This is a genomic window from Massilia sp. LjRoot122, from assembly GCF_964252725.1.
Lineage (GTDB): Bacteria > Pseudomonadota > Gammaproteobacteria > Burkholderiales > Burkholderiaceae_D > Telluria.
Genome location: NZ_CAXUPB020000002.1, coordinates 15,637 through 29,663 on the forward strand (window position 1 = coordinate 15,637; position 14,027 = coordinate 29,663).

At 64.3% G+C, this 14,027-nt stretch carries 14 protein-coding genes; 9 read left to right on the forward strand and 5 right to left on the reverse strand.

Going from position 1 to position 14,027, the window contains the following annotated elements:
* Window positions 1–50: 50 nt before the first annotated feature.
* On the reverse strand, window positions 51–740 hold the full coding sequence (locus tag ACSQ25_RS23380) for a response regulator transcription factor (protein ID WP_436108141.1): 690 nt from the start codon (window positions 738–740) through the stop codon (window positions 51–53).
* Between the two features lie 189 nt (window positions 741–929).
* Between ACSQ25_RS23380 and ACSQ25_RS23385 the strand changes: the two genes are divergently transcribed.
* The gene (locus ACSQ25_RS23385; protein WP_436108142.1) at window positions 930–1,478 is read left to right on the forward strand and encodes a hypothetical protein; all 549 of its coding nucleotides are present in this window, start codon (window positions 930–932) and stop codon (window positions 1,476–1,478) included.
* Between the two features lie 52 nt (window positions 1,479–1,530).
* Here ACSQ25_RS23385 and minE read toward each other — a convergent pair whose 3' ends face one another.
* The 3 genes from minE to minC are packed head-to-tail and all read right to left on the reverse strand — an operon-like array spanning window position 1,531 to window position 3,431.
* On the reverse strand, window positions 1,531–1,782 hold the full coding sequence (gene minE / locus ACSQ25_RS23390) for a cell division topological specificity factor MinE (protein WP_231059021.1): 252 nt from the start codon (window positions 1,780–1,782) through the stop codon (window positions 1,531–1,533).
* A gap of 1 nt (window position 1,783) precedes the next feature.
* The gene (gene minD, locus ACSQ25_RS23395; protein WP_436108143.1) at window positions 1,784–2,599 is read right to left on the reverse strand and encodes a septum site-determining protein MinD; all 816 of its coding nucleotides are present in this window, start codon (window positions 2,597–2,599) and stop codon (window positions 1,784–1,786) included.
* A gap of 52 nt (window positions 2,600–2,651) precedes the next feature.
* Window positions 2,652–3,431: a septum site-determining protein MinC gene (gene minC, locus ACSQ25_RS23400; protein ID WP_436108144.1), complete on the reverse strand. Its 780-nt coding sequence runs from the start codon at window positions 3,429–3,431 to the stop codon at window positions 2,652–2,654.
* A 282-nt stretch (window positions 3,432–3,713) separates the two neighbouring features.
* Between minC and ACSQ25_RS23405 the strand changes: the two genes are divergently transcribed.
* From ACSQ25_RS23405 to ACSQ25_RS23440, 8 genes are all read left to right on the forward strand, one after another.
* On the forward strand, window positions 3,714–4,892 hold the full coding sequence (locus ACSQ25_RS23405; RefSeq protein ID WP_436108145.1) for an acetyl-CoA C-acetyltransferase: 1,179 nt from the start codon (window positions 3,714–3,716) through the stop codon (window positions 4,890–4,892).
* 52 nt (window positions 4,893–4,944) lie between these two features.
* Window positions 4,945–5,685 (forward strand): beta-ketoacyl-ACP reductase, encoded by a 741-nt coding sequence (locus ACSQ25_RS23410; protein ID WP_436108146.1) that lies wholly within the window; start codon window positions 4,945–4,947, stop codon window positions 5,683–5,685.
* Window positions 5,686–5,800: 115 nt separating this feature from the next.
* A complete protein-coding gene (locus tag ACSQ25_RS23415) occupies window positions 5,801–7,120 on the forward strand; it encodes an amino acid deaminase (protein WP_436108147.1) in 1,320 nt (439 codons plus the stop codon).
* 56 nt (window positions 7,121–7,176) lie between these two features.
* Window positions 7,177–8,133 carry a prolyl aminopeptidase gene (pip, locus tag ACSQ25_RS23420; RefSeq protein ID WP_436108148.1) on the forward strand — a complete coding sequence of 319 codons (957 nt, stop codon included), beginning with the start codon at window positions 7,177–7,179 and terminating at the stop codon, window positions 8,131–8,133.
* A gap of 60 nt (window positions 8,134–8,193) precedes the next feature.
* Window positions 8,194–8,658, forward strand: a complete 465-nt coding sequence (locus tag ACSQ25_RS23425) for a DUF2721 domain-containing protein (protein WP_436108149.1) — start codon at window positions 8,194–8,196, stop codon at window positions 8,656–8,658.
* Between the two features lie 11 nt (window positions 8,659–8,669).
* Window positions 8,670–9,122, forward strand: a complete 453-nt coding sequence (locus ACSQ25_RS23430) for a hypothetical protein (RefSeq protein WP_436108150.1) — start codon at window positions 8,670–8,672, stop codon at window positions 9,120–9,122.
* 45 nt (window positions 9,123–9,167) lie between these two features.
* The gene (locus ACSQ25_RS23435) at window positions 9,168–11,201 is read left to right on the forward strand and encodes an FAD-dependent oxidoreductase (protein ID WP_436108151.1); all 2,034 of its coding nucleotides are present in this window, start codon (window positions 9,168–9,170) and stop codon (window positions 11,199–11,201) included.
* 143 nt (window positions 11,202–11,344) lie between these two features.
* Entirely contained in the window at window positions 11,345–12,829 is a 1,485-nt protein-coding gene (locus ACSQ25_RS23440) for a hypothetical protein (RefSeq protein ID WP_436108152.1), read from the forward strand.
* Between the two features lie 50 nt (window positions 12,830–12,879).
* Here the strand turns inward: ACSQ25_RS23440 and ACSQ25_RS23445 are convergent, their stop codons facing one another.
* On the reverse strand, window positions 12,880–14,001 hold the full coding sequence (locus ACSQ25_RS23445; protein ID WP_436108153.1) for a beta-ketoacyl-ACP synthase III: 1,122 nt from the start codon (window positions 13,999–14,001) through the stop codon (window positions 12,880–12,882).
* Window positions 14,002–14,027: the final 26 nt, after the last annotated feature.

Below are 14,027 nucleotides of genomic sequence, written 5' to 3' on the forward strand. Positions count from 1 at the left end.
GAGAAGGGTTTCAGCGGGCGGCCGGGGCCGGCCGCCCTGTTGGCGCAATGTTAAGCGCCCAGCTTTTCAAGGCGGTAGCCGTAGCTGTAGACCGGCACCAGGCGGAAGCCGTTTTCCGGACGCAGGCTGAGCTTGTTGCGCACGCGCGAGACATGGGTGTCCATGGTGCGCGAAGGCACGTCGGTATCGCGTACCCAGACCGATTCGTGAATGTAGGCGCGCGACAGCGGGCGGCCGATGTTACGGAAGAACAGCAGCGCCAGCGAGAATTCCTTCTGGGTGACGTCGATGATCGAACCATCCTTGAGCAGGCGCCCCGGGCGGGTTTCGAAGGTGAAGGGGCCGAATTGCAGCTGCTCGGCACTGTTCTGCGACGGGTAGGCGCGGCGCAGCAGGGCCGAGACGCGTGCCACCAGCTCGCCGCGGCGCAGCGGCTTGACCAGGTAGTCGTCGGCGCCCGCAGTGACGCCGGCGATGATGTCGTCTTCGGCATTGTTGCCGACCAGGAAGATGATCGGCGCATTTGCCGCCATCTTTTCCTTGGCACGGCGCAGGACTTCGGCGCCTTCCAGATCAGGGACGTTCCAGTCCATGACCAGCATGTCGGCATTTTCCTTGCGCAATTGCGCGAGGCATTCCTTGGCGCTGTCGTACGGCTGGCAGCTGTGACCTGCGGCCGTCAGCACCTGGCAAATGAGTTCAGCCTGGCTGCGGTCTTGTTCAAGAACGGCGATCTTCATAGGACATCTACTGGTAAGGTTGCTCTTGTAGGAAGGCTCCTACAAGGGTTAAACCGAATATAGCAGACTTTCACAAAATAGCGCTACAGCAAAATAACGAATTTGCGTTCCGGAAATTAGATCTGTTGTGTTAAGGAGAAACGCCCGGGGGCGTTACACTTGTCCACACAACTTGAACGGGAGGCGATTATGTTGTTTCGACGCAAAAAAAAGGACGGTGGTCCGACCGAAGCGCCCCTCGTGCCGGTGAGCGGCGCCGAGATCGAGACCGTGCGCGAGCGCTGCCGCGAGATGGTGCGCAAGCGGGCCCTGGTGTCGGCCGGGGTGGCGGCGGTGCCGCTGCCGGGCGTGGACATCCTGTCGGACCTGACCACCTTCACAGTGCTGGTCGAGGAAGTCAACAAGGAGTTCGGCCTGAGCCAGCAGCAGATCGAGCGCTTGAATCCGCGCCTGCGGGTGCTGGCCTACCAGGCGGCGGCCTCGGTCGGCGGCATGCTGGTCGGGAAACTGGTGACCAAGGCCCTGGTGCTGCAGCTGTTCAAGCGCGCCGGGCTGAAGATCGCGGCCAAGACGGTGACCAAGGTGGTGCCGATCGCGGGCCAAGTGGCGTCGGCGGCGATCGGCTTCGCGCTGTTCCGCAAGATGGGGAACCAGCACGTGGAAGCCTGCGCCAAGGTGGCGCGGGAGTTGCAGAAGGCGAAGGTGGTCGATTCGGGGACGGCCCAGGTGCCGGTGTAGCTAAACAAATGCCCGCATCAAGCGGGCATTTGTTTATAAAAACACCAGACAATCAAGCGTCCGGCAGCACCACGTTCACGTCGAGCACTTCCAGGTTGCCCTGGCGGTCGAGCGAGATCTTGATGTCGTCCGCGCTGACCTTAGTGTACTTCGAAATCACCTCGATCAGCTCGCGGTGCAGGGCCGGCAGGAAGTCCGGTCCGGCGCGATTGGTACGCTCGCGGGCGATGATGATCTGCAGGCGCTCCTTGGCAGCTGTCGCGCTCTTCTCTTTTTTCGGAAAGAGGAAATTGAGCAGTGGCATATCACTTGGCTCCAAAAATGCGCTGGAACAGGCCCGGCTTTTCGTAGTTGGTGAAACGCAGCGGGCGGTCTTCGCCCAGGAAACGGGCGATCACGTCCTCGTAGGCTTCGGCCACGTCGGTGCCCTTGAAATGGATCGCCGGGTTGCCCTGGTTCGAGGCGTGCAGCACCGATTCCGATTCCGGGATGATGCCGATCAGCGGGATGCGCAGGATTTCCTGCACGTCCTGGTAGGACAGCATCTCGTCGGCTTCGACGCGCTTCGGCGAGTAGCGGGTGATCAAGAGGTGTTCCTTGACCGGCTCCGAACCGCTCTGGGCGCGGCGCGACTTGGCCTGGATGATGCCGAGGATGCGGTCCGAGTCGCGCACCGAGGACACTTCCGGGTTGGTGACGATGATCGCTTCGTCGGCGAAGGTCAGGGCCATCAGGGCGCCGTGCTCGATGCCGGCCGGCGAATCGCAGATGATGAATTCGAAGCCCATCTGCACCAGGTCGTTCAGGACGCGTTCCACGCCCTCTTCGCTCAGCGCATCCTTGTCGCGCGTTTGCGAAGCCGGCAGGATGAACAGGTTCTCGGTGTGCTTGTCCTTGATCAGCGCCTGGTTCAGGGTCGCCTCGCCATTGATCACGTTGATCAGGTCGTAGACCACCCGGCGTTCGCAGCCCATGATCAGGTCGAGGTTGCGCAGGCCGACGTCGAAGTCGATGACCGCGGTCTTGTGGCCGCGCAGGGCCAGGCCGCTGGAGAAGCTCGCGCTCGAAGTGGTTTTGCCCACACCGCCCTTGCCGGACGTCACAACAATAATTCGTGCCACAAAAAGGTCCTTTACAGTTCTAGCAGTATCTGCGGATCAAACGTTTGACGGATCAGCGCGACGTGGCCGGCGCCAGCGAGGAGATGGCAAGCCGGTCGCCGACCAGCTTGATCTGCGCGGGCTGGCGCGTCAGGTCGTTGGGGAACCCGTCGTCGAAGGTTCGGTACACGCCGGCGATCGACACCAGTTCCGGCTGCATCGACAGGGCGAAGATGCGCGCTTCCGGATTGCCGGAGGCGCCCGCCAGTGCCCGGCCGTTCAGCGGGGCATACACGTGGATGCTGCCGTCGGCGATGATTTCCGCGCCATTGTTGACGACCGCGGTAATGATCAGGTCAGTGCCGCGCGCATAGATGCGCTGGCCGGCGCGCACCGGGGTGTCGATGATCATGGCCGCCACCGGCGGCGCAGGAACAGGGGCCGCTGCTACCGGGGCCGGTTCCGGAGCAGGGGCCGGGGCCAGTGCAGCGGCGGCCGGCAATTCCTTCTCTTCGGGCGCACGCACGCCGCTCGAGCCGTCGTCCAGCGACAGGCCGTGGGCGCGGATCGCCTCTGCCATCTCCGGGCCGGCGCCGCGCACGGCGACCGCGTTCAGGCGGTATTTCTTCAGCAGCGCCACCAAGGCGGGCCAGTCGATGGCCGTGGCTTCATGGGCGATGGCGGCGACGTCGATCACCGCGAATTCGTCCTCGAAGAAGTCCGAGACCCCACCGGTCATCTGGCTCAGCGCAGCATCGATCGTGGCCGGGTCGGCCGAATGCAGGATCGTCGAAATGGCGACGACCGTCGAGATCTTGATTTCGATAGGCAGTGAGGATGGCGTTCTGAGCATAAAACAGTCTGGTTGGCGTTGCGCTCGTGCATTCTACTGTGAAATTTGACCGAAAGGGCTTTACGTACGCATGATTCCTAGTAGAAATAAGTGTTGCAGCGACCGTTCAAAATAAGCTCAGCAGGCTGATTGCAAGCCTGTCATTCCGCGGTTGTAATCGGTGAATAAGCTGATAAGATTGATTTTGCTTAAACATCAGCACCGCACCCCCCGTAACATGCATGGTTTCGCAACCAGCTGTCTCAACAATTCACCGGCCACGCCGGAACTAGGGAGATCCAAATGGAAGACGTCGTCATCGTGGCCGCTGGCCGCACGCCGGTCGGCAAGTTCGGCGGCACACTGGCCAAGATTCCTGCCGCCGAGCTCGGCGCGCACGTGATCCGCCAACTGCTGGCCAAGACCGGCATCGATCCCGCCTCGGTCAGCGAGGTCATCATGGGACAAGTCCTCACCGCCGGCGCCGGCCAGAACCCGGCGCGCCAGGCCGTCATCAAGGGCGGGCTGCCCGACATGGTGCCGGCGCAGACCATCAACATGGTCTGCGGCAGCGGCCTGAAGGCCACCCACCTGGCGGCCCAGGCCATCCGCTGCGGCGACGCCGACATCGTCATCGCCGGTGGCCAGGAAAACATGAGCGCCTCGCCGCACGTGCTGAACGGCTCGCGCGACGGTTTCCGCATGGGCGACGCCAAGCTGGTCGACACCATGATCGTCGACGGCCTGTGGGACGTGTACAACCAGTACCACATGGGCGTCACCGCCGAGAACGTCGCACGCAAGTACGAAGTCTCGCGCGCCGAGCAGGATGAATTCGCGCTGCAGTCCCAGCTCAAGGCCGAGGCCGCACAAAAAGAAGGCAAGTTCAAGGACGAGATCATCCCGGTCGAGATTCCCTCCAAGAAGGGCCCGACCATCTTCGACACCGACGAATACCCGAAGCACGGCTCGACCCTGGAGGCGCTGTCCGGCCTGCGTCCCGCCTTCAATAAAGAGGGCACCGTCACCGCCGGCAACGCATCCGGCCTGAACGACGGCGCGGCCGCCGTCATCATGATGAGCGCCTCGAAGGCCAAAGAACTGGGCCTGACCCCGCTGGCGCGCATCAAGGCCTACTCGTCGGCCGGCCTGGACCCGTCGATCATGGGCATGGGACCGGTCTCGGCCACCCGCCTGTGCCTGCAGAAGGCCGGCTGGACCCACGCAGACGTCGACCTGATGGAAATCAACGAGGCCTTCGCGGCCCAAGCCATCGCGGTCAACAAGGAAATGGGCTGGGATACGTCGAAGATCAACGTGAACGGCGGCGCGATCGCGCTGGGCCACCCGATCGGCGCTTCCGGCTGCCGCGTGCTGGTCACCCTGCTGCACGAGATGGTGCGCCGCGACGCCAAGCGCGGGCTGGCCAGCCTGTGCATCGGCGGCGGCATGGGCGTGGCGCTGGCGGTCGAACGCGACTGATTCGCTGGATGTGTACGAAAGTAGTGACTGACAAATAAAACTGGAGAAGACAATGGCACGAGTAGCATTAGTGACTGGCGGCATGGGCGGCCTGGGCGAAGCGGTGTGCATCAAGCTGGCCGCTTTGGGTTATAAGGTCGTCACTACCTTTTCGCCGGGGAACAAGAAGGCGGATTCCTGGCTGAGCCAGATGAAAGAGCAGGGCTATGATTTCAAGGCCTATGCCTGCGACGTGTCGGACTACGACTCGGCCCAGGCCTGCGTGCGCCAGGTCGAACAAGAAGTCGGCCCGGTGGACGTGCTGGTGAACAACGCCGGCATCACGCGCGACATGACCTTCAAGAAGATGGACAAGCCGAACTGGGACGCGGTCATGAAGACCAACCTGGATTCCGTGTTCAACATGACCAAGCCGGTCTGCGACGGCATGGTTGAACGCGGCTGGGGCCGGATCATCAACATCTCGTCGGTCAACGGCCAGAAGGGCGCCTTCGGCCAGACCAACTATTCGGCGGCCAAGGCCGGCATGCACGGCTTCACCAAGGCCCTGGCCTACGAAGTGGCGCGCAAGGGCGTGACCGTCAACACCATCTCGCCGGGCTACATCGGCACCAAGATGGTGATGGACATCCCGAGCGAAGTCCTGGAAACCAAGATCATCCCGCAGATCCCGATGGGCCGCCTGGGCAAGCCGGAAGAAGTGGCCGGCCTGGTGGCTTATCTGTCGTCGGATGAAGCGGCGTTTGTGACTGGCGCAAACATCGCGATCAACGGCGGGCAGCACATGCAGTGATTGCCGCGCTCGCGCGCAAGGAAGAGCACCGCCGCGGCGGTGCTTTTTTTTCGCGGTCTGCCACGCGCGCGCGCGATTAAAATATTCGCATCTTCACCATTTACAAAGCGCTGCCATGCACACCTTGCCCCGCGACGGCCTTGCCCTGTCCTGCCTCGACGAACAACTGCTTCCGCCCGGCACCAAGGGCCTGCCACTCACCGAAGCCCTGCGCCAGGGCGCGATCGGCGTGCAGGGCTGGAACGTGCTGCGCGGCGACACCTCCTTCCCGGTGGCGCTGCTGAAGGAATCGGCGCTGCTGCACAATCTCGCCTGGATGAAGGCGTTTTGCGAGCGCCACGGCGCCACGCTCGCCCCGCACGGCAAGACCACCATGAGCCCGCAGCTGTTCGCGGCCCAGCTGGCGAATGGCGCCTGGGGCATCACGCTGGCCAGCGCCACGCAGGTAGCCGTGGCGCACCGCTTCAACGTGCGCCGCGTGCTGCTGGCGAACCAGCTGGTGGGACGCGCCGACATCGAGGCCGTGCTGGCGCTGCTGCACGACGATCCCGACTTCGAATGCTTCGTGCTGGCTGACTCGCTGGAGGGCGTCGCGCGTCTGTCGCAGGCTGTCACGACGCGCAGCCTGGCTAGATCCCTGCCGGTGCTGGTCGAACTCGGCCTGGCCGGCAAGCGCGCCGGTTGCAGGACCAGCGAAGAAGCATTGGCGGTGGCACGTGCGATCGCCAGTGCCCCCGGCTTGGTGCTGGCCGGCTTCGAAGGCTACGAAGGCCTGCTGGTGACGAAAGACCGCGAGGCCGACATCCGTGCCGTGAATGCCTTCCTGGCCCAGCTGGTCGAGCTGGTCAAAACGGCCGATCACGAAGGCCTGTTCGGCAGCGGCGAGATCCTGCTGTCGGCCGGCGGCTCGTCCTATTTCGACCTGGTGGCACGCGGTTTTCACGGCGTGGACGGCCTGTCGCGGCCCGTGCGTCCGGTGCTGCGCAGCGGCTGCTATCTCACCAGCGACCACGGTTCCTATCAACGCCTGCTGGCCCAGCTCGACGCGCGTGAAGCGCGTGGCGAAGGCCTGCGCCCGGCCCTGGAAGTCTGGAGCATGGTGCAATCGCGCCCCGAACCCGGCCTGGCGATCCTCACGATGGGCAAGCGCGACGCCTCCTACGACGAAGCCTTGCCGGTTCCGCTGTTCAGCCACCGTCCCGGCAGCGACGCGGCGGTGCCGTCGGCCCTGCCGCCCGGCTGCGAGATCGCCAAGATGAACGACCAGCACGCCTACCTGCGTCTGCCCGAAGGCGAGATCCGCAACAGCCTGCAGGTGGGCGACCTGGTCGGCTGTGGCATCTCGCACCCTTGCACCACCTTCGACAAATGGCAGGTGCTGCTGGCGGTGGACGACGCCTACAACGTCACGCAGGCGCTGAATACCTTCTTCTGAAACGGCGTCCCGGTAGGCTACAATCGGCGTTCACCTGCCGAGAGAGTAGAGTCGCCATGCCCGCCACACCGCCGTCACTGTTCCCGCCGATCCAGCCCATCCGGCAGGGCATGCTCGCCGTCGACGAGCTGCACACGATCTACTGGGAAGAAGTCGGCAACCCCAACGGCATTCCGGTGCTGTTCCTGCACGGCGGGCCGGGCGCCGGCCTGTCGCCGCAGCATCGCCGCTTTTTCGACCCGAACGCCTACCGCGTGATCCTGTTCGACCAGCGCGGCGCGGGCAAGTCGACCCCGCTGGGCGAATGGCGCAACAACACGACCCAGCTGCTGATCGACGACATCGAGCGCCTGCGCGCCATGTTCGGCATCCGGCAGTGGCTGGTGTTCGGCGGCTCCTGGGGTTCGACGCTGGCGCTGGCCTACGGCCAGGCCCACCCCGAGCGCTGCCTCGGCTTCGTGCTGCGCGGGATCTTCCTGTGCACGAAGCTTGAGGTCGACTGGTTCATCAACGGCGTCAAGTGGTTCTATCCCGAGCTGTACGAGGAATTCGTGGCCCCGATCCCGGTGGCCGAGCGCGGCGACCTGCTCAAGGCCTATTGCGAACGCCTGCTGTGCGAGGACCCTGCCGTGTTCTGGCCGGCCGCGCGCGCCTGGAGCCGTTTCGAGGGCCGTCGCGTGTTCCTGCTGCCGCAGCCCGAGGAAGCCTCGTCGGATGCGCTCGACCTCGGCGTCGGCCGCCTGGAGTCGCACTACATGCTGCACGGCGCCTTCCTGGAAGAAGACCAGCTGGTGCGCGACATCGGCCGCATCGCCCACCTGCCGGCGACCATCGTCCAGGGCCGCTACGACGTGATCTGCCCGCCGCTGTCGGCCTGGCGCCTGCACCAGGCCTGGCCCGGCGCGAAGCTGCACATGATTCCCGACGGCGGCCACGGCGCCCTCGAGATCGGCATCGCCCGCGCGCTGGTGAGCGCGACCGAGCAGTTCAAGCGCCACGGGCGCTTCGACTGACGCCGCGGCCGCTCCGCGGCTGCTACACTACGAATAAAACCTACAACCACGCACCTTTTCATGAATATCCAGATCAGCGACATCGGCCACGTGATTCAGCTGGCGATCGCGCCGGTCTTCCTGCTGACCGGCGTGGCGACCAAGCTCACCGTGCTGACCAACCGGCTGGCGCGCATCATCGACCGCACCCGCGTGCTCGAAGACCGGCTCAAGGAGCGGCCAAGCACCGAGGACTCGTCCGAACTCGAAACCCTCTACGTCCGTTCGCACCTGATCAACACGGCGATCACCTCCAGCACCGGCTGCGGCCTGATGGTCTGCCTGGTGATTGCGATGCTGTTCCTGGGCGACACCACTAACCTGCCGCTGGACCAGTACATCGCCGGACTGTTCGTGTTCGCGATGCTGGGCCTGATCAGCAGCTTCGTCTACTTCCTGCGCGAGATCCTCATCGCCTCGCGCTTCATGCGCATGCAGGCCATGCTGTCGCTCCAGCATCCCCGCCAGCAGGCGCCTACCAAATAATCGAGTAAAGCATGCACGACTACCAACGCCCCCCGACCCTGTACCGTTATGCGCCGCAAGACGAGCTCGAAGCCGCGCTGCGCGGCCAGTTCCGCCTCCTGCCCGACGGCGGCTTCCTGGCCCTGTCGTTTTCGACGGCCTGGGACAAGCAGCTGTTCGACGTGTTCAGCCCCGCCGACCGCTGCCTGGTGATCCACAACACCGAAGAATTCGGCGAACGCCTGCACCGTGCGGTGCAGCGTACCCTGCCCAACTGGGCCGGCATCGACGGCCAGGTCGAATACGGCGTGCGCTCGCCGCTGGGCGCCGCGTTTTCGAAGAGCCTGGGACTGTCCCGGGAAAAGGAATGGCAGTTCGCCTGGCGCTCGATGTCGCCGAACGCGAGCCTGAATCCGGTCGTCATCAATATCGGCAGCATCGAAAGTTTCGCCGAGCTGCGCGATCGCGAAAGCCACCTGGCCTGAAGCGTTTAGAAACACGCCTCCACGAAATCACGGTGTAATGCCGTGATGACGCATTCACTTTATCCCCACCTCCTCGCGCCCCTCGACCTCGGTTTCACGAGCCTGAAGAACCGCGTGATCATGGGCTCGATGCACACCGGGCTCGAAGACCGTTTCTACAACTACGGCAAGCTGGCCGCGTTCTACCGCGAACGCGCGCGCGGCGGCGCCGGCCTGATCGTCACCGGCGGCATCTCGCCGAACCGCCAGGGCTGGCTGCTGCCTTTCGGCGGCACCCTGAACTTCCTCGGCGACGTGCCCAACCACCGGCGCGTCACGCGGGCCGTGCACGAGGAGGGCGGCAAGATCGTGCTGCAGATCCTGCACGCCGGCCGCTACGGCTACCAGCCCTTCGTGGTGTCGGCCTCCAGCCTGAAGTCGCCGATCTCGAAGTTCAAGCCGAAAGCGCTCGACGCCGCCGGCATCGAGGCCACCATCGCGGCCTACGCCCGCTGCGCCAGGCTGGCGAAGATGGCCGGCTATGACGGCGTCGAGGTGATGGGCAGCGAAGGCTATTTGCTGAACCAGTTCCTGTGCGCGCGCACCAACAAGCGCACGGACGAATGGGGTGGCAGCATCGGGAACCGCATGCGCCTGGCCGTCGAGGTGGTGCGCCGCATCCGCGCCGCGGTCGGCCCCGACTTCATCCTGATGTACCGCCACTCGGTGCTCGACCTGGTCGAAGGCGGCAACACCTGGGACGAAGTGGTGGCGGTGGCCCGGGCCCTGGAGGCGGCCGGCGTGACGATCCTGAACACCGGCTACGGCTGGCACGAGGCGCGCGTGCCGACCATCGTCACCTCGGTGCCGCGCGCGGCCTTCGCCCAGATCGCAGGACGCCTGCGCGGCGAGGTGAGCATTCCCGTGGTGGCGTCGAACCGCATCAACATGCCGGATGACGCGGAAGCGTTGCTGGCGCAGGGCAGCGCCGACATGGTATCGATGGCGCGGCCCTTCCTGGCCGATCCGGACTGGGTCGCCAAGGCGGCCGCTGGCCGCACGGACGAGATCAACACCTGCATCGCCTGCAACCAGGCCTGCCTCGACCATACCTTCTCGAACAAGCGCGCCAGCTGCCTGGTGAATCCGCGCGCCTGCCACGAAACCGAACTGGTGTTCCGCAAGACGGTCAAGGCGCGCCGCGTCGCCGTGGTCGGCGCCGGTCCGGCCGGCCTGTCCGCGGCCACCGTGGCGGCCGAGCGCGGGCACCGGGTGACGCTGTTCGACGCCCTGGACCGCATCGGCGGCCAGTTCAATGTCGCCATGCGCGTGCCGGGCAAGGAGGAATTCGCCGAGACCATCCGCTACTTCGGGCGCAAGATCGAACTGACCGGCGTCGAGCTGCACCTGGGCCGGCGCGTCAGCCGCGAGGAGCTGCTGGCCGAGGGCTACGACGACGTCATCGTCGCCACCGGCATCACCACGCGCAAGCCGAAGATCGCGGGCATCGAGCACCCGAAGGTGCTGAGCTACCTCGACGTGCTGCGCGAAGGGAAGCCGGTGGGACGGCGCGTGGCCATCATCGGAGCAGGCGGCATCGGTTTCGACATGGGGGAATTCCTGGTGCACGATCCCGACGTGCCGCTGCCGGTGCCGACCGCGCACTGGATGGGCGAGTGGGGCGTCGATCCGTCATTGGGCACGCCGGGCGGGCTGGCGCCGCCGGTCAAGCCGCATCCGCCGCGCCAGGTCTGGCTCCTGCAGCGCAAGACCACCCGTCCCGGCGCAGGGCTGGGCAAGACGTCGGGCTGGGTGCACCGCGCAACCTTGGTGCGCAACGGCGTGCAGATGCTGGCGGGGGTGCAGTACGAGCGTATCGACGACGCCGGCCTGCACATCACGGTCGGCGGTGAAGCGCGCCTGCTGGAAGTGGACAACGTGGTGATCTGCGCGGGGCAGGAGAGCCTGGCGGAGCTGATGCCGGCGGAAGGGACATCGGGCGGGCCGCGCTTCCACAAGATCGGCGGAGCGGCGCTGGCGGCGGAGCTGGATGCGAAGCGGGCGATTCGGGAGGGGGCGGAGCTGGCTGCGGGATTGTAATGGGCGTGTTGTCAATACGCGGCGTCACATGAATTTCAATGCTGTAATTGCAACTATATTTGTAGATTTTACAAACTTACTATGATACGCTTCAGCAGTCATACCACGGCGCCGGAAAAAGTCCGGCTCCTACTTAACAGACAATGGAGGCGATCATCAGCCCCGCCCACCCTACCCAGTTTTCGTCGGCCCAACAGACTCGTCCGATTATCGTGATGGAGTTTAATGAGCTGTGTCCGTCACTCCTCGAACGCTGGATGGCAGAAGGCCGGCTGCCGAATTTCACGCGTTTGCAAGGCCAGAGCGACGTGTTCATCACGAACGCCGATGTCAAGGATCCAGGTCAGCTCGAACCCTGGATCCAATGGTATTCGACCCATACGGGCCTGGCATACGACCAGCATGGCGTGTTTCACCTGACCGAGGGCGCACGTGCCGATCATGAGGATATATACCGGACCTTGATGAAGGAAGGCCGCAAGGTCATGTGCTTTGCGGGCATGAACGTGCGCGGGTTTGCCGAAGATGGTTCGCTGTTCGTGGGTGATCCCTGGTCGGAAAATGGCGATGCCTATCCACCAGAGCTGGAAATCTACAACGGTTTCATCAGTCGTAACGTACGCGAATATTCGAATACGAACAACCGGCTGGGTTTCGGCGACTACGCGGCCTTCCTCAGTTTCATGCTGTCGCGCGGCCTGCGCTTGTCAACAATTGCGCGTCTCGCTGGCCAATTGCTCAAGGAACGCACCAGCGACCGGCGCTTGTCCTACCGCCGTGCCGCACTGCTCGATCTCATGCAGTTCGATGTGTTCCGCTGGTACTACCGCCGCAACCGTCCCGCGTTGGCGACCTTCTTCATCAACAGTACCGCCCACCTCCAGCATGCCTACTGGCGTCACCATGACCCGGACGCCTTTGAGGTCAAGCCGGGGGCGGACGAAATGGCTGTGTACGGCGACGCAGTGCGTTTTGGATACGAGTCGATGGATCGCCTGGTCGGCGACTTCCTTGATCTGGCCAATAAAACGGGAGCACGCCTGGTTTTCATGACGGCGCTGAGCCAGCAGCCTTTCCTGAAGCATGAAGCAAAAGGCGGCCAGAAGTTCTATCGCTTCCATGATGCCGAACGTTTCATGCGCCAGTGGGATATCGCATATACCGAGCTCAGTCCGACCATGACCAACCAATACCTGGTCCTGTTTGCGTCCCCGGAGCAGAAGCAGAACGCACGCGAGCAGTTGGCTGCTTTCACCCTGGAGAGCGGCCAGCGCGTGATCGATTTCGACGACACGGCTGATGGCGGCCTTTATTTGGGATGTGGCTTGCACGGCACGGTGTCGGCCGACACGCCTGTATTCCACCGCCGCACCGGCAAGCAGGTGAAATTTGGCGACATGCTGTACGTGATCGATGCTCTCAAGAGCGGCTGTCACCATCCACAAGGTGCACTGTGGATCGCTGGCGGCCAGGGGCGCCACCATGCCGCCGAAGCCTCGATCCTGGATGTGTATCCGACCCTTCTTGAGCTGCTCGGTACCGGCCAGGCTGCTGCCGGCGGGCGCCGGGGTACAAGCCTGGCGCCGCAACTCGCGGATGCGGTGCCGGCAATGGCAGCGGCCGCCTAGCAGGGACGCACTGAAAACGCCGGGCAAGGCCCGGCGTTGTCGTGAGCTGCTTACTTCTTGCGCACGACCACGCAACCAATCGAATACCCCGCTCCGAACGAGCAAATCACGCCATTCGCTCCGCTCGGCAGGTCATCCTGGTATTTGTGGAACGCAATGATCGACCCGGCCGACGAGGTGTTGGCATAGGTGTCGAGGATCACCGGCGCCTCGTTCGGCTCCGCATCGCGGCCCAGCAGGGTGCGGGTGATCAGCAGGTTCATGTTCAGGTTGGCCTGGTGCAGCCAGTAGCGCGACACGTCCTTGATCTCGAGGCCGGCGTTCCTGACGGTGTCGGCGATCGTCTCGGCCGCCATTGGGCATACTTCCTTGAACACCTTGCGGCCCTGCTGGCGGAACAGCTTGTCCGGTGCGCCGATGCCGGCTTCGTCGAAGCGGTTCATGAAGCCGAAGTTGTTGCGGATGTTGTTCGAGAACTTGGTCTTCAGCTTGCTGTCCAGGATTTCCCACTGGTGGCGGCTGGTCGCGGTATCCGCCGCTTCGACGATCACCGCGGTGCAGGCGTCGCCGAAGATGAAGTGGCTGTCGCGGTCGCGGAAGTTCAGGTGGCCGCTGGTGATTTCCGGATTCAGCATCAGGACGGCGCGCGCACGGCCGCTGCGCACCGCGTCGACGGCGGTCTGGATGCCGAAGGTGGCCGAGGAGCAGGCCACGTTCATGTCGAAGCCGAAGCCCTCGATGCCCAGCGCTTCCTGCACCTCGACCGCCATGGCCGGGTAGGGACGCTGCATGTTCGAGCAGGCCACCAGCACCATGTCGATGTCGGACGGCTGCTTGCCGGCCCGGTCCAGCGCTTCGCGCGCGGCGGCCACGCACATCTCGGCCTGCAGCGACACCTGTTCGTCGGCGCGTTCCGGGATGCGGGCGGTCATGTGGGCCGGGTCGAGGATGCCTTCCTTCTCCATCACGTAGCGCGACTTGATGCCGGAGGCTTTCTCGATGAAGGCGCTGCTCGAGGCTTCCAGCGCAGTGGTCTCGCCGGCGGCAATGGCGGCGGCGTGTTCCTGGTTATACAGCTCGACGTAGGCGTTGTAGGCCGTCACCAGCTCATCGTTGGAGATGGAATAGGGCGGCGTAAACAGGCCGGTGCCGCTGATCACGACAGGTTTCATATAGCGACTTTCAAAGAAAATAACGG

Excerpts from the sequence above, each read along its gene's own strand:
- ACSQ25_RS23380 (WP_436108141.1), bottom strand. The coding sequence starts at position 740 with ATGAAGATCGCCGTTCTTGAACAAGACCGCAGCCAGGCTGAACTCATT.
- ACSQ25_RS23385 (WP_436108142.1), top strand. The coding sequence starts at position 930 with ATGTTGTTTCGACGCAAAAAAAAGGACGGTGGTCCGACCGAAGCGCCC.
- minE (WP_231059021.1), bottom strand. The coding sequence starts at position 1,782 with ATGCCACTGCTCAATTTCCTCTTTCCGAAAAAAGAGAAGAGCGCGACA.
- minC (WP_436108144.1), bottom strand. The coding sequence starts at position 3,431 with ATGCTCAGAACGCCATCCTCACTGCCTATCGAAATCAAGATCTCGACG.
- ACSQ25_RS23405 (WP_436108145.1), top strand. The coding sequence starts at position 3,714 with ATGGAAGACGTCGTCATCGTGGCCGCTGGCCGCACGCCGGTCGGCAAG.
- ACSQ25_RS23410 (WP_436108146.1), top strand. The coding sequence starts at position 4,945 with ATGGCACGAGTAGCATTAGTGACTGGCGGCATGGGCGGCCTGGGCGAA.
- ACSQ25_RS23415 (WP_436108147.1), top strand. The coding sequence starts at position 5,801 with ATGCACACCTTGCCCCGCGACGGCCTTGCCCTGTCCTGCCTCGACGAA.
- pip (WP_436108148.1), top strand. The coding sequence starts at position 7,177 with ATGCCCGCCACACCGCCGTCACTGTTCCCGCCGATCCAGCCCATCCGG.
- ACSQ25_RS23425 (WP_436108149.1), top strand. The coding sequence starts at position 8,194 with ATGAATATCCAGATCAGCGACATCGGCCACGTGATTCAGCTGGCGATC.
- ACSQ25_RS23430 (WP_436108150.1), top strand. The coding sequence starts at position 8,670 with ATGCACGACTACCAACGCCCCCCGACCCTGTACCGTTATGCGCCGCAA.
- ACSQ25_RS23435 (WP_436108151.1), top strand. The coding sequence starts at position 9,168 with ATGACGCATTCACTTTATCCCCACCTCCTCGCGCCCCTCGACCTCGGT.
- ACSQ25_RS23440 (WP_436108152.1), top strand. The coding sequence starts at position 11,345 with ATGGAGGCGATCATCAGCCCCGCCCACCCTACCCAGTTTTCGTCGGCC.
- ACSQ25_RS23445 (WP_436108153.1), bottom strand. The coding sequence starts at position 14,001 with ATGAAACCTGTCGTGATCAGCGGCACCGGCCTGTTTACGCCGCCCTAT.